Source organism: Streptomyces sp. NPDC028368 (assembly GCF_055565615.1).
Map to the genome: position 1 here is coordinate 80,642 of NZ_JBVHTY010000001.1, position 13,481 is coordinate 94,122.

Annotated in this window: 13 protein-coding genes; 8 read left to right on the forward strand and 5 right to left on the reverse strand. The window is 72.9% G+C overall.

The window, feature by feature from the left end; translation table 11 throughout:
- Positions 1 to 81 precede the first annotated feature (81 nt).
- The gene (locus tag ACZ4S3_RS00415) at positions 82 to 1,239 is read left to right on the forward strand and encodes an ROK family protein (protein WP_467924022.1); all 1,158 of its coding nucleotides are present in this window, start codon (positions 82 to 84) and stop codon (positions 1,237 to 1,239) included.
- Between the two features lie 58 nt (positions 1,240 to 1,297).
- Here the strand turns inward: ACZ4S3_RS00415 and ACZ4S3_RS00420 are convergent, their stop codons facing one another.
- Positions 1,298 to 2,053: a GntR family transcriptional regulator gene (locus tag ACZ4S3_RS00420; RefSeq protein ID WP_467924024.1), complete on the reverse strand. Its 756-nt coding sequence runs from the start codon at positions 2,051 to 2,053 to the stop codon at positions 1,298 to 1,300.
- A gap of 173 nt (positions 2,054 to 2,226) precedes the next feature.
- Between ACZ4S3_RS00420 and ACZ4S3_RS00425 the strand changes: the two genes are divergently transcribed.
- Positions 2,227 to 2,892: an aspartate/glutamate racemase family protein gene (locus ACZ4S3_RS00425; RefSeq protein WP_467924026.1), complete on the forward strand. Its 666-nt coding sequence runs from the start codon at positions 2,227 to 2,229 to the stop codon at positions 2,890 to 2,892.
- On the opposite strand, the gene ACZ4S3_RS00430 is transcribed toward ACZ4S3_RS00425, so the two are convergent.
- A complete protein-coding gene (locus ACZ4S3_RS00430) occupies positions 2,844 to 3,728 on the reverse strand; it encodes an RNA polymerase sigma-70 factor (protein WP_467924028.1) in 885 nt (294 codons plus the stop codon). The genes ACZ4S3_RS00425 and ACZ4S3_RS00430 overlap by 49 nt on opposite strands.
- Before the next feature lie 266 nt (positions 3,729 to 3,994).
- On the opposite strand from ACZ4S3_RS00430, the gene ACZ4S3_RS00435 reads away from it, so the two are divergent.
- The 3 genes from ACZ4S3_RS00435 (at position 3,995) to ACZ4S3_RS00445 (ending at position 8,013) form a co-directional block, all read left to right on the forward strand.
- Positions 3,995 to 4,825: an alpha/beta fold hydrolase gene (locus tag ACZ4S3_RS00435; protein WP_467924029.1), complete on the forward strand. Its 831-nt coding sequence runs from the start codon at positions 3,995 to 3,997 to the stop codon at positions 4,823 to 4,825.
- A 129-nt stretch (positions 4,826 to 4,954) separates the two neighbouring features.
- Positions 4,955 to 6,529 (forward strand): alkaline phosphatase D family protein, encoded by a 1,575-nt coding sequence (locus ACZ4S3_RS00440; RefSeq protein WP_467924031.1) that lies wholly within the window; start codon positions 4,955 to 4,957, stop codon positions 6,527 to 6,529.
- Between the two features lie 83 nt (positions 6,530 to 6,612).
- Positions 6,613 to 8,013 carry a GNAT family N-acetyltransferase gene (locus ACZ4S3_RS00445; RefSeq protein ID WP_467924033.1) on the forward strand — a complete coding sequence of 467 codons (1,401 nt, stop codon included), beginning with the start codon at positions 6,613 to 6,615 and terminating at the stop codon, positions 8,011 to 8,013.
- A 68-nt stretch (positions 8,014 to 8,081) separates the two neighbouring features.
- Here ACZ4S3_RS00445 and ACZ4S3_RS00450 read toward each other — a convergent pair whose 3' ends face one another.
- Complete coding sequence (locus ACZ4S3_RS00450) at positions 8,082 to 8,927, reverse strand: SDR family oxidoreductase (RefSeq protein ID WP_467924035.1); 846 nt, start codon at positions 8,925 to 8,927, stop codon at positions 8,082 to 8,084.
- Positions 8,924 to 9,484, reverse strand: a complete 561-nt coding sequence (locus ACZ4S3_RS00455; RefSeq protein ID WP_467924037.1) for a PadR family transcriptional regulator — start codon at positions 9,482 to 9,484, stop codon at positions 8,924 to 8,926. The genes ACZ4S3_RS00450 and ACZ4S3_RS00455 overlap by 4 nt, the downstream gene beginning before the upstream one ends.
- 195 nt (positions 9,485 to 9,679) lie before the next feature.
- Between ACZ4S3_RS00455 and ACZ4S3_RS00460 the strand changes: the two genes are divergently transcribed.
- Both ACZ4S3_RS00460 and ACZ4S3_RS00465 read left to right on the forward strand, forming a co-directional pair.
- Entirely contained in the window at positions 9,680 to 11,374 is a 1,695-nt protein-coding gene (locus tag ACZ4S3_RS00460) for a DUF885 domain-containing protein (protein ID WP_467924039.1), read from the forward strand.
- Positions 11,375 to 11,459: 85 nt separating this feature from the next.
- Complete coding sequence (locus tag ACZ4S3_RS00465; protein WP_467924041.1) at positions 11,460 to 12,365, forward strand: ATP-grasp domain-containing protein; 906 nt, start codon at positions 11,460 to 11,462, stop codon at positions 12,363 to 12,365.
- Between the two features lie 5 nt (positions 12,366 to 12,370).
- Here the strand turns inward: ACZ4S3_RS00465 and ACZ4S3_RS00470 are convergent, their stop codons facing one another.
- Positions 12,371 to 12,910 (reverse strand): rhodanese-like domain-containing protein, encoded by a 540-nt coding sequence (locus ACZ4S3_RS00470; protein WP_467924043.1) that lies wholly within the window; start codon positions 12,908 to 12,910, stop codon positions 12,371 to 12,373.
- 94 nt (positions 12,911 to 13,004) lie between these two features.
- Here ACZ4S3_RS00470 and ACZ4S3_RS00475 point away from each other — a divergent pair, with 94 nt between their 5' ends.
- Complete coding sequence (locus ACZ4S3_RS00475) at positions 13,005 to 13,451, forward strand: Lrp/AsnC family transcriptional regulator (protein WP_467924045.1); 447 nt, start codon at positions 13,005 to 13,007, stop codon at positions 13,449 to 13,451.
- The last annotated feature ends 30 nt before the right edge of the window (positions 13,452 to 13,481 follow it).

The window sequence follows — 13,481 nt, forward strand, 5'->3', positions numbered from 1 at the left end:
GCCCCGCCACCGCCCAGGTCTCGCCGCACACCCGCTGACCGGCTACGATCCGCCAGACACGCGACGCGAGGGAGACTGACGTTGGGGCGGCTCACGGGTGGGGACCCCTCCCTGCTGCGACGGATCAACTCCGCGGTGGTGCTGTATGCCCTGCGCGCCGCGGACTCCCCCACGCTCACCCACCTCGTCCAGGTGACGGGGCTCTCCCGGCCGACGGTCGAGGGCGTGGTGGAAGGGCTCATCGAAGCGGGGCTGGTGGCCGAGGCGGCCGCCGAGGAGGGCGAGGCGCGCCGCCAGGGACGCCCGGCCCGCCGGTTCCGGTTCCGTACGGAGGCGGGCCATCTGCTGGGCATCGAGATCGGCCCGCACCGTATCGCGGCCCAGCTCTCGGACCTGGGCGGGCAGGTGCTGGACTCGGCACAGCGCCCGGTGGCGGAGACCGCCGCGGCCGACGAGCGGCTGGAGCGGGTCCGTACGGTCGTGGCCGATCTGCTGCGCCGCGCCGGCGTGCCGCGCAGTTCGCTGCGGGCGGTCGGCGTGGGCAGCCCGGGAATCGTGGAGGCGGACGGCACGGTACGGCTGGGGACGGCGCTGCCCGGCTGGACGGGCCTGCCGCTCGGCGAGCGGCTGCGGCGGTCCTTCCGCTGCCCGGTGCTGGTCGAGAACGATGCGAACGCCGCGGCGGTGGCCGAGCACTGGAAGGGTGCGGCGGCCGCGTCCGACGATGTGGTGTTCGTGCTGGCGGGGCTGAGTCCGGGGGCCGGTTCGCTGATCGGCGGGCGGCTGCACCGGGGGTTCGGCGGGGCCGCCGGGGAGATCGGCGCGCTGCATCTGCTGGGGCGGGAGGCGACGCCGGAGACGCTGCTGTCGACCACCGGGAAGCCGCTGCATCCGCTGGACGAGGCGCAGGTCGCGGAGGTCTTCGCGCTGGCCCGGGACGGCGATGTCCGGGCGCGGGAGGCGGTGGACCGCTTCATCCGGCGGCTGGTGCACGATGTCGCGGCCCTGGTGCTGGCGCTGGACCCGGAGCTGGTGGTGATCGGCGGCTGGGCGGCCGGACTGGCCGGCGTACTGGAGCCGCTGCGCGGGGAGTTGGCGCGTTACTGCCTGCGTCCGCCGGAGGTCGCCCTGTCGGCGCTGGGCGAGGCGGCCGTCGCCACCGGGGCGCTGCGGCTCGCGCTCGACCATGTCGAGGCCGAACTCTTCGCGGTGGAGGGCACGGTGACCGGGCGCCGATAGGGCCGACGCACGCGGGCCCGCGCCGAAGTCCCGGCGCGGGCCCGTGAAGCGGAACGGATCAGCCTGCCAGCAGCGCGACCGCGTCGCTCTCGCCGAAGGTGAGGCGGCAGGTATCTGCGCGGTACGTCGAGACGGCCACGGCGGTGGTGCGGCCTCCGGAGACGTAGCGGGTGGTGACGACGAGCACCGGCGCGCCGGGCAGCCGGTCCAGCTGCTTGGCGTCCTCCGCACGCGCCGAGCCCAGCTCGACGGTGCGGTCCTGGCCCTCCAGCTCGCGTTCCTGCAAGGCGTTCAGGACGGCACGGGCGCGGGCCGGGGCATTGAGCGCGGCCACCGTGGAGCAGCCGGGGACGACGGCCGAGGGCACGTACAGCAGCTCGGCGGCGACGGGCCGGCCGTCCGTGACCCGGCTGCGGCGGACGATGTGGACCCGGTCGCCGGGGGCCGTCTCCAGGAGGCGGGCGACGGTGGCGGGCACCGTCTCGGTCTCGGTGGCGTCCAGCGGCTGCCATTCGTCGCCGGGGCTGCCGGGGGCTCCGGGCCAGGTGTGCCGGGCGGGATCCACGGCGACGCCGACACGGGGCGGTGCGACGGTGGTGCCCACGCCGCGGCGGCGCTGCAGTCTGCCTTCCAGCTCGAGCTGTTCGAGCGCCTGCCGGAGCGTGGCCCGCGCGACGCCGAACCGCGCCGCCAGGTCCCGCTCGTTGGGTAGGATCTCGCCGACCGCGAACTCCGAGTCCAGCGCATCGCTGAGCACGGTCTTGAGGTGCCAGTACTTCGGCTCCGGCGCCGTTTCGAGCTGCGTGGTCCCCACCCTGTCCTCCGCACTGCGGCGCGCCCGGTGATGAGCGCTTCTTTATTAAAGGTTGTTGCAGTATCCCGACGATATGGCCGGTCCAAACCTTGGTCAAGACCAATCCGCGTCCGGTTTCGCGCCGTGACCGACGCGCTCGCCGTCCGCCGCGCCGCCCCGGTACCCTCACGATCATGCTCGCCCTGCTGCACACCTCGCCCGTCCATGTCCCGGTCTTCGACGCACTGCGCGACGAGGAGGCCCCCGGCCTCGCGCTCCGGCACCACGTACGCCCCGAACTCCTCGACCGGGCACGGAAGCAGGGGCCCGACGCGGTGGCGCAGGAGGTCGCGGCGGCGCTCGCCGGGGTGCTCCGCGAGGGGGCGCGGGCGGCGCTGTGCACGTGCTCGACGCTCGGTTCGGTGGCCGAGGCGGCCGGTGTCGCGCTCGGCCTGCCGGTGCTGCGGGTGGACCGGCCGATGGCCGCGGCCGCGGTGGCCGCGGGCCCGCGGATCGCGGTGCTCGCCACGGTGGCGAGCACGCTGGCTCCCACCCAGGATCTGATCGCCCAGGAGGCCGAGCGGGCCGGGCGCGAGGTGCGGGTGCACACGGTGCTCGTGCCGGGTGCCTGGGAGCGGTTCGAGGCGGGCGATACGGAGGGGCATCTGGCGGCGGTGGCCGCCGCGGCACGGGAGGTGCCGGCCGCCGATGTGATCGTGCTGGCGCAGGCGTCGATGGCGCCCGCGGCCGACCGTCTCGCGGACGGCGTGCCGGTGCTGTCAAGTCCGCGGCTCGGCCTGCGGGCCGCCGCTCAACTCGCCGCCAGCGACACCAGCTTGTCGGGATTGCGCACGATGTAGACCGTCTGGATCCGGCCGGCCTCGACGTCGAGCTGGATGACGGTGTCCGGCGTGCCGCCGATATGCGCCAACAGCGCCATCCCGCCGTTGAGTTCGAGGAAGGTGAACTCCGTACCGGGGGGCTGGGACTTGGCCACACCGAACAGGAACCGGGCGACCTTGTCGGCGGACTCGATGATCCGCAGCGGGGCCTTGGCCTTGCCCCCGCTGTCCCCGACCAGCCGCGCGTCCGCCGCCAGCAGCTTCAGCAGGGCCGCCAGGTCGTCGCCGGCCGCGGCCGCCATGAACCGCTCGGTCAGATCGCGCTGACGGTCCGGATCGACCTCGAAGCGCGGCTTGCCCTCCGCCACGTGCCGGCGGGCCCGCCCGGCCAGTTGGCGCACGGCGGCCTCGCTGCGGTCCAGGGCGGCGGCGATCTCCGCGTACGGATAACCGAAGGCCTCGCGCAGGACGAACACGGCGCGCTCCAGAGGGGAGAGCGACTCCATGACGACGAGTACGGCGAGGGTGACGGACTCGGTGAACACCGCCCGCTCGGCGGTGTCGGGTGCGGTGCCGCCGATGTCGGTGGCGAGGGGCTCGGGGAGCCAGGGGCCGACGTACGACTCGCGGCGGGACTGCACCTGGCGAAGGCGGTCGATGGCCAGCCGGGTGGTGATACGCACCAGAAAGGCGCGCGGTTCGCGCACCTCGGCGCGGTCGGCGGACGACCAGCGCAACCATGCGTCCTGCACGACGTCCTCGGCGTCGGCGACCCGGCCGAGCATCCGGTAGGCCACGCCGTGCAGCACGGGGCGGTGTTCTTCGAAGACATCGGTCGCGGAATCCGTCAGCACCCTTCCATCCCACCGGGTTCCCGCCCGCCTTGTCCAGCGCGAACGGCACGGAACGGCGGTACGGGAGCGTGGCGTACGGCACAGTGCGGCGCGGTCCCGGGCGGTACCGGGGCAGGAAGCGGGCTCGTCCCAGCCGCCCCATACCCCTCAGTAGCTATTGCTGGCATCGTGTCTGCGACCCGGTCCGCGAGCCGCCCGGCGACCGGATCCGCCCGCCCGCCGACAGCCCGCGTCACCCCCATGCCGTCTCCAAAGGAGCCCCCCTCATGACCGCCTCGGTCTCCTTCGCCCGTGTCCGCCCCGCCGGCCGGCCGCCGTTCACGGTCGCCTACGAGCGCAAGGGGGCGGGCGATCCCATCGTCCTGCTGCACGGCATCGGCCACCATCTGCAGGCCTGGCGGCCGGTCTGCGACATCCTCGCCGCCTCCCACGAGGTGATCGCCCTGGACCTGCCCGGCTTCGGTGCCTCACCCGCGCTGCCCGGCGGAACCTCCTACGACCTGTCGACGGTGGTCCCGCTGCTCGCCGCGGCGTTCACGGAGCTGGGCCTGGACCGCCCGCACGCGGTGGGCAACTCGCTCGGCGGGCTGCTGGCCCTGGAGCTGGGCCGCGCTCGGGCCGTACGGTCGGTCACCGCACTGTCGCCCGCGGGCTTTTGGACTCCGGCCGAGCGGCGGTACGCCTTCGGGGTGCTGCGCGGCATGTACGCGGGCGCGCAGGTGCTGCCGGATCCGGTGGTGGAGTCGCTGGCCCGGTCCGTCATCGGCCGGGCCTCGCTGACCGGGACCATCTACGCCCATCCCGGCCGCCGTTCGGCCGCGGCGGTGGTGGCGGAGACCCGGGCGCTGCGCGAGGCGCCCGGGTTCGCGCCGACGCTGGCGGCCGGGCGCGAGGTCCGGTTCACCACCGATGTGCCCGACGTCCCGGTGACCATCGGCTGGGGCAGCCGGGACCGGCTGCTGCTGCGCCGTCAGGGCGTACGCGCCAAGCACACGATCCCGGGCGCCCGCCTGGTGCGGCTGCCCGGCTGCGGCCATGTCCCGATGAATGACGATCCGGCGCTGGTGGCCCGTGTCATCCTCGACACGGTGGGCTGACGCCGGCACCGGCTCCCGCGCGGCGCACCCGGCGTTCGGGCCCCCGACACCTCGCGTTCGGGTGCCCGGCATCGGCCCCCGGTACGAACAGCACAGCACCCAAGGTCGGTCCGACGATGGAGGTTTGAGATGGCGCAGGGATTCGGCGGCGGCTTCGGCAGGCGGTCGTTGTTGCGGGGTGCGGCGGCCGGTTCCGGAGTGCTGGCGCTGCCCGCGCTCGCCTGTGCCGCGCCCGCGCAGGCCCGGAGCGGGCGGCCGAGCGCCGAGTGGGGTGTGCAGGTCGGGGATGTGACGACGTCCTCGGGGCTGGTGTGGGTCCGGTCGAACCGGCGGGCCCGGATGATGGTGCAGACCGCCGCGACGGAGTCGTTCCGCGGCGCCAGGACCTGGCACGGCCCGGTTCTCGGGTCCGGTACGGACTTCACCGGGGTCACCTCGCTGCACGGGCTGCCGTCCGGTGAGCAGATCCACTACCGGGTGCTGCTCGCCGACCCTGACGACCCCCGGCGCTCCGGTGAGCCGGTCACCGGGACGTTTCGTACGGCGCCCGAGCACCGTAGCCAGAATCTGCGCTTTTGCTGGTCGGGGGATCTGGCCGGGCAGGGCTGGGGCATCAATCCCGACCGTGGCGGCTATCGCATCTACGAGGACATGCGGCGCCGGAACCCGGATTTCTTTCTGTGCAGCGGCGACAACATCTACGCCGACAACCCGATCACGGAGCGGGTGACGCTGCCGGACGGGCGGATCTGGCGGAATGTGACGACCGAGGAGAAGTCGAAGGTCGCCGAGACGCTCACGGAGTTCCGGGGCGCGTTCCGCTACAACCTGCTGGACGACAATCTGCGCCGGTTCAATGCCCAGGTGCCCACGATCACCCAGTGGGACGACCACGAGGTGCACAACAACTGGTATCCGGGGCAGCTGCTCGACGACGACCGGTACACCGTCAAGGATGCGGATGTGCTGTCGGCGCGGTCGCTGCGCGCATTCAGCGAGTACTTCCCGATCCGTACGCTGCGGGCCGACCAGGGAGGCCGGGTCTACCGGGTGGTGCGTCACGGCCCGCTGCTGGATGTGTTCGTCCTGGACATGCGCCGCTACCGCAACGCCAACTCGCCGGGGCGGCAGACCGATGACCCGCAGGGCATCCTCGGGGCCGAGCAGCTGCGCTGGCTCAAGCGAGAGCTGTCGCGCTCACGTGCGGTGTGGAAGGTGATCGCCTCCGACATGCCGCTGGGGCTGGTCGTGCCGGACGGCAAGACCGACTTCGAGGCGGTGGCGCAGGGCGATCCGGGCGCTCCGCTGGGGCGCGAACTGCAGCTGGCCGAGCTGCTGCGGCACATCAAACACGACCGGGTGACCGGCACCGTATGGCTGACGACGGACGTCCACTACACGTCGGCGCAGCATTACGCACCGGAGCGGGCCGCGTTCAAGGACTTCGAGCCGTTCTGGGAGTTCGTGTCCGGGCCGCTGAGCGCGGGCGGGTTCCAGGCGCTGAAACTGGATGGAACGTTCGGGCCCGAGCAGCCGTTCATCAAAGCGCCGGACCGTGCGAACACCTCCCCTGCGGAGAGTCCGCAGAACTTCGGCGAGATCGATATCGACGGGGGAAGCGGGGAGCTGACGGTGCGGCTGCGTCAGGAGGGCGGAGAGGTGTTGTTCAGTAAGGTGCTGCAACCAGGACGGGTAGGGCAGTAGGGACCAATGGGCCGATTGCGTCTTTTACCCGTCGGACACAAAGTGTTGGCGATCAGGCAACACCGGTCGGCAAGGCTGTCTGCATGACTGATGCAACCTCTGCCAAGTCCGCCCGCCGCCATCACTGGCGCCGGGAGATCGTCGAGCTCGCCGCCCTGTTCACGGCCGTGGCCGTGGCGGATGCCGTAGCCAATACGGTCGCCCACGGCCCCTCGGGCCCGGTGCTGCTGTGCGCCGCCGCGGTGGCGCTGGTGGCCACGGCCGGCTTCCACGTCTGGTGGTCACGCCGCCACGATCACGCCCCGCCGCCGACCGATACCGGCGCCACGGCGCCGGCCTCCCCCGCCGGCCGGTCTTCCGAGGCCGGCAGGCCGGAGGCCACGCTGTGGCGGATGCGGACCACGGTCCGGGACCTGCCGGGCAGCCTGGCCGCCCTGTGCACGGCGCTGGCCGCCCGGCAGGTGGACATACTCAGCCTGCAGGCCCACCCGCTGTCCCATGGCACGGTCGATGAATTCCTGCTGCGCGCTCCGGCCACGCTCGCCCCCGCGGAGCTCACCCGTACGGTGGCCGGTGCGGGCGGCCTGCACACCTGGCTGGAGCGTGCAGACGCCCACGATCTCGTGGACGCCCCGACCCGGATGCTGAGCCTGGCGACCCGCACGGCCCTCGATTCCGCCGAACTCCCGCTGGCGCTACGGCAGTTGCTGGGGCGCTGCACGATCCATTCGGTACCCGCGCGCTCGCTGCGCGGGCAGCCGCTCGCCGAGCAGGTGCCCGCCGAGGGCGTGCTGGCCGAGCACACCATGAAGTTCCGCGATCCCTCCGGGGGTTCGCTCACCATCGAAAGGCCGCAGTTGCCGTTCACGCCCACCGAGTTCGCCCGTGTGCGCGCCCTGGTCGACCTGGACACCCGCCTCGGGCAGCGGGTGCCGCCGCGGCGTGATGTCCTGACGCTGCCCGAGGGCAACGAAATCACCATCCGCCGCGCCGCCACCACCGACCAGGCCGCCGCCCGCGAGATGCACGACCGCTGCTCCGCGGCCACGCTCGCGCTGCGGTACCACGGCCCGGTCTCCGACGCGGACCGTTACCTGGGGCATCTGCTGAGCCCGCGGTTCGGCCGCACGCTAGCGGTGGAGACCGCATCCGGCCGGCTGGTGGCGCTCGGCCATCTGCTGTGGGACGGCGACGAGACCGAGGTCGCGCTGCTGGTCGAGGACGCCTGGCAGCAGCGCGGGATCGGCGCGGAGCTGCTGCGCCGGCTGGTGGCGATGGCGGCCGAGGCGGGCTGCGAGAGCGTGTACGCCATCACCCAGGCCTCCAACACCGGGATGGTGGCGGCGATGCGCGGCCTGGGGCTGCCGCTGGACTACCAGATAGAGGAAGGCACTCTGGTGATCACCGCGCGCCCGGCCGGGGTGCCCGACCGGGCGGCCGCCCTCGAGACGGTACGGCCCCAGCAGGGCTCCGTCCGCCGCTGAGCCGGGGCCGGCCGCCGGGGTGAGGTGCACTCACTCCCCGGCGGCCGGCCGTGTTGTGCTGCGACGTGTCAGAACCGCTCCCGGTGCCGCCGCGCCCAGTCGTGGAAGGTGCGGGCGGGCGCTCCGGTGATCCGCTCGACGGTGGCGTGGACGGCCGACAGGGACGCGTCGAGCCCGGCGGCACGCACCGCCATGATGCCGTCGGCGACCTCGGCGGGCACGCCACGGCCGATCAGCTCCCGCCGGGCGGCGTCCGGCGCCACCTCCACAAAGCGCAGCGGCCGCTCCAGGACGTCGGCGAGGATGCCGACCTGCTCGGCCGGCGACAGCGCCTGGGGACCGGTGAGCCGGTAGGCCCGCCCGTCGTGCCCGGAGGTGGTGAGCACCATCGCGGCGACGGCGGCGATGTCGTCCGGGTCGATGACGGCGTTGCGGCCGTCGCCGTAAGGGGCGTGGACGGCGTTTTCGGCGCGGATGGTGTCCGCCCAGTGCAGGGCGTTGGACATGAAGCCGACGGAACGCAGGAACGTCCAGGCCAACCCGCTGTCGCGCACGGCCTGTTCACCGGCACGATGCCAGGTGGCCAGAGGATCGGTCGCCGTTTCGTCGCCGGCGCGGGCGACCGAGAGCTTGACGATGCGCTGGACCCCCGCGCGGGCGGCGGCGCGGGCGAGGTGGCCGTCGTGGGCGGGGATCTCGGGGCCGCCGGAGAGCAGGAAGACCTGGCTCACCCCGTCCAGGGCGGCGGGCAGGCTGTCGGGGTCATTGAGGTCCGCGCGCACCACGTCGACGCCGTCGGGCAGGCCGGCGATACCGGGCCTGCGGGTCAGCGCCCGTAACGGTGCGCCGGCGCCGCGGAGCCGGTCGAGCAGGGCGCTGCCGACGGTGCCGGTGGCACCCGTCACAAGTATCACGACGGTTCGTCTCCTTCGTCCGCTGACCGTGGGCGCAGCCGCGCCAGCACGGTGTCGTGCCACGCCAACTCGGCGCGCAGGCGCGCCAGGCAGTGCTCGAAGATCATCGGTTCGAGCCCGACCAGATCCGGAAGGGCGACGCGGAACTCTTCTTCGAACATCGCCAACCGGTCGGCCACCGACCGGCGTCGCGTCTCGAATGCCGCGGCGAGCTGTTCCTCGTCGAGGTCCGAGGTGTACTGCAGCGCGAGATCGACCGGATCCGCTCGCAGGTGCGCGGTGCGCAGTGCGGCGTCGCGCTGGGCCGCCAGCTCCCGGCGGCCGTCCGCGGTGATCTCGTAGACGGTCCGTTCCGGCGGATTGCCCACCTTCTCGGTGCGCGCCACCGCCACCAGCCCTTCATCGGCCATTCGGCGCAGCGCGTTGTACAGCGATCCGGGTTTGACGTCGGTCCACAGTTCGGTGCGGTCGAGCTGCGCGCTCCGCCGGATCTGGTACCCGTGCATCGGGCCCCGGCGGGCCAGCGCGCTCAGCGCGAAGAGGCGTGTGCTGTTCACGACCATATTCAAACGCGACTATGAGTTCATAGTCAAACGCGACTATGACCGAGGGGAACGGAGCCGGACGGAGACGAACCAGGGCGGCGCACGGACGGCCGGACCACCCCGCCGGGCAACAGCCCCGCAAAGCGACAGGCACGTTCTGCTTATTGATGGTGACGCGACGGGGTGATCCGTACGAAGATGGCCCGCATGCCCCACACCACTTCTTCCGACGGCGGCCCGCTGCCCCGCCAGATCGCCGATACCTATGTCGACGCTCTTGTCGACCTGGACCCGATCACCGGCACCTTCCTCGGCATCCCCGAGAGCTCCGGCAAGCTCCCCGACTTCTCGCCCACGGGTCAGGAGGCGCTCGCCCAACTGGCCCGTACGACGCTGGAGAAGCTCACCGAGGCCGAGGCCCGGCCGGGCGCCGACAGCCCCGCCGAGCAGGTCTGCGCGCGGCTGCTGCGCGAGCGGCTGACCGCGGAGCTTGCGGTGCACGAGGCGGGCGAGGGCCTGCGCACGGTCAGCAACCTCAGCTCGCCGCTGCACCACGTCCGCGAGGTGCTCACGATCACCCCCACCGAGACGGACGAGAACTGGGCGGCGATCGCCCAGCGGCTGCGGGCCGTACCGGCCGCGCTGGAGGGCTACCGCGCCTCCCTCGACGCCGGCCTCAAGCGGGATCTGCCCGCGGGCCCGCTCCAGGTCACCACCGTCATCGGCCAGTTGGACGAGTGGATCGGCACGGACCGCAGCTGGTTCGCCGAATTCACCGACCCGGGCCCGGACGCGCTGCGCGCCGAGCTGACCGAGGCCGCCGGGGTCGCCACCGGCGCCCTGGTGGAGCTGCGCGACTGGTTCCGGGACAGCTACGCCCCGGCCATCGCGGGCGCACCGGACGTGGTGGGCCGGGAGCGCTACACCCGGCTGGCCCGTTACTACAACGGCGCCGACCTCGACGCGGACGAGGCGTATGCGTACGGCTGGTCCGAGTTCCACCGGCTGCTGGCCGAGATGGAGACCGAGGCCGAGAAGATCCTGCCCGGCGCGAAGACCCCCTGGGAGGCGCTGGCCTGGCTCGATGAGCACGGCGAGGCGGTCGAGGGCGTCGAGGAGACCCGCCAGTGGCTCCAGTCCCTGATGGACGAGGCCATCGACTCGCTCGACGGCACCCACTTCGAACTCGCCGAGCGGGTACGGAAGGTGGAGTCCCGGATCGCGCCGCCCGGCAGCGCCGCGGCCCCCTACTACACCCAGCCGTCGCTGGACTTCTCCCGTCCCGGCCGTACCTGGCTGCCGACGATGGGCGAGACCCGCTTCCCGGCGTACGACCTGGTCTCCACCTGGTACCACGAGGGCGTACCCGGACATCACCTCCAGCTGGCGCAGTGGGCGCATGTCGCCGACCAGCTCTCCCGGTACCAGACGACGGTGGGCATCGTCAGCGCCAACGCCGAGGGCTGGGCGCTGTACGCCGAGCGCCTCATGGACGAACTGGGCTTCCTGACCAACGCCGAACGGCGCCTGGGCTACCTCGACGCCCAGATGATGCGCGCGGTCCGCGTCATCATCGACATCGGGATGCATCTGGAGCTGGAGATCCCGGCGGGCTCCCCCTTCCACCCGGGTGAGCGCTGGACGCCGCAGCTGGCACACGAGTTCCTGGCGAGCCACTGCAGCCGCCCCGCCGACTTCGTCGAGAGCGAGATCATCCGCTACCAGGGCATGGCCGGCCAGGCGATCGGCTACAAGCTCGGTGAGCGGGTCTGGCTCCAGGGCCGGGAGGCGGCGCGCGCCCGGCACGGCGCGGACTTCGACCTCAAGGCCTGGCACATGGCGGCGCTCTCGCAGGGCTCGCTGGGGCTGGATGATCTGCTGAGCGAGCTGTCGGCGCTCTGACGACCGCGCGGTGTCCGGCCACACATATCCCGATATCCCGATATCCCGTTGTGACCGGACACCGCCGCCCGTAGTGTCCGCCGGCATGACCACCGATCGCCTGTCGGCCCCGCCGCTCTTCCTCCTCTCCGGCGACCCTCTGCACCCGAGGCGCACCGACCCGCACTTCGCGGCCGAGGCCGCCGCGGTGCGGTCGGCGGGCGCGGCGACCGCGGTGCTCGACCACGAGGCGCTGCTGGCCGGGGACGCCGAAGCGGCGGTGTCCCGGGTGCCGCGTGCGGCCGGACCGGTCCGGTACCGCGGCTGGATGCTGCCCGCCGACCGCTACACCGAGCTGGCCGCGGCCCTCGCCGCCCGCGGCTGCCGTCTGCTCACCTCCCCCGCCGCCTACCGCACCGCCCATGAACTCCCCGGCTGGTACGGCACGTTCCGCGCCCTCACCCCGCGCAGCGCCTGGCTTCCCTGCGCACCCGGCCGGCCGCCGTCCCCCTCCGCGCTGGCCCGGCTCGCCGAGCCCTTCGCGGGCCGCCCGCTCGTCGTCAAGGACTGGGTCAAGTCCCGTAAGAACGAATGGGAGGAGGCGGCCTACGTCCCGGACGCGGCCGACACCGAACGGCTGGCCTCGGTCGTCGGCCGCATGGTGGCCCTCCAGGAGGAGTTCCTGACCGGCGGCGTGGTGCTGCGCGCCTTCGAGGACTTCGAGCGAGCGGCGGGCGAGGCACGCGTGTGGTGGATCGACGGCGAGCCGGCGCTGACCACCGCGCACCCCGACACACCGGCGCTGCGGCCGCTCCCCGATCCGTCCCATGTAGCGCCTGTCGTACGGGAGTTGGGGCTGCCCTTCGTCACCACGGATCTGGCGCTGCGCACGGACGGCGTCTGGCGGGTGGTGGAGGTCGGCGACGGCCAGGTCAGCGGCCTGCCGGACGGCGCGGACCACGCGCGGCTGTTCGAGGCGCTGGCCGGGGCCCCGGTCCCCCGCGCCCGGTAGGGACGTCAGCAGCCGCAGTCATCGGCCCCGATGGGCGCGGTCAGCGGGTCGGCCGGGCGCTGCTGCGTGCCCTCCCAGGTGGCCACCTCGTACCCCTCGCGGATCCAGTACTCGATGCCGCCGAGCATCTCCTTGACCTGGTAGCCCAGGCGGGACAGCGCAAGGGCGGCGCGGGTGGCACCGTCGCAGCCGGGGCCCCAGCAGTAGACGACGACCGGGACCGCGGGGTCCAGCAGCCCGCCCGCGTCCTGGGGGATACGGGCGGTGGGCAGGTGGACGGCGCCGGGGACACGGCCCTGGTCCCAGGCCGCGGTGCTGCGGGAGTCGACGACGACGAAGTCGGTGGCGCCGGCCGCGAGCGCGCCGTGCACATCGGCGACGTCGGCGTGGAAGGCGAGGCGCGCGGCGAAGTAAGCGGCGGCGTCGGCGGGCGAGGCCGGGGGCACGGCAAGGACGAGGCTGGGGCCGGGCTGTGCGGGCTGTGCGGGCTGTGCGGGCTGTGTGGGCTGTGTGGGCTGTGTGGGCTGTGTGGGCTGTGTGATCATGGCTGACAATTTACGGTTCGCCGGGCGGGCCCAGAAGTGATGATCACCGGCAAAACTCTTGATCTGCCGGGGATTTCACTGCTAGACAGCGGGCATGACCGGCTATTCCCCCGACGCCACCGACTGGCGCATCCTCGACGTCCTGCAGCACAACGGCCGCGCGGGCTACGCCGAGCTGGCGCGCGCCGTGAACATGTCCGCGAGCGCCGTCACCGAACGGGTGCGCCGCCTGGAGGAGGCCGGGGTGATCTCGGGCTATGCGGCGGTGGTCGACCCGGAGCGGATCGGCCTGTCGGTCCTCGCCTTTGTGCGGCTGCGCTATCCGAACGGCAACTACAAGCCCTTCCACGACCTGCTGGAGACCACGCCGGAGATCCTGGAGGCGCATCACGTCACGGGCGACGACTGCTTTGTCATCAAGGTCGCCGCCCGGACGATGAAACATCTGGAGGAGGTCTCGGGCCGGATCGGGGCGCTGGGCGCGGTGACGACCAGCGTCGTCTACTCCTCGCCGCTCCCCCGCCGCCCCGTCGGCCACTGAGCGTCGCAGGCCACTGACCGCCATCGGCCA

Excerpts from the sequence above, each read along its gene's own strand:
- ACZ4S3_RS00465 (WP_467924041.1), top strand. The coding sequence starts at position 11,460 with ATGACCACCGATCGCCTGTCGGCCCCGCCGCTCTTCCTCCTCTCCGGC.
- ACZ4S3_RS00470 (WP_467924043.1), bottom strand. The coding sequence starts at position 12,910 with ATGATCACACAGCCCACACAGCCCACACAGCCCACACAGCCCACACAG.
- ACZ4S3_RS00425 (WP_467924026.1), top strand. The coding sequence starts at position 2,227 with ATGCTCGCCCTGCTGCACACCTCGCCCGTCCATGTCCCGGTCTTCGAC.
- ACZ4S3_RS00445 (WP_467924033.1), top strand. The coding sequence starts at position 6,613 with ATGACTGATGCAACCTCTGCCAAGTCCGCCCGCCGCCATCACTGGCGC.
- ACZ4S3_RS00440 (WP_467924031.1), top strand. The coding sequence starts at position 4,955 with ATGGCGCAGGGATTCGGCGGCGGCTTCGGCAGGCGGTCGTTGTTGCGG.
- ACZ4S3_RS00460 (WP_467924039.1), top strand. The coding sequence starts at position 9,680 with ATGCCCCACACCACTTCTTCCGACGGCGGCCCGCTGCCCCGCCAGATC.
- ACZ4S3_RS00475 (WP_467924045.1), top strand. The coding sequence starts at position 13,005 with ATGACCGGCTATTCCCCCGACGCCACCGACTGGCGCATCCTCGACGTC.
- ACZ4S3_RS00435 (WP_467924029.1), top strand. The coding sequence starts at position 3,995 with ATGACCGCCTCGGTCTCCTTCGCCCGTGTCCGCCCCGCCGGCCGGCCG.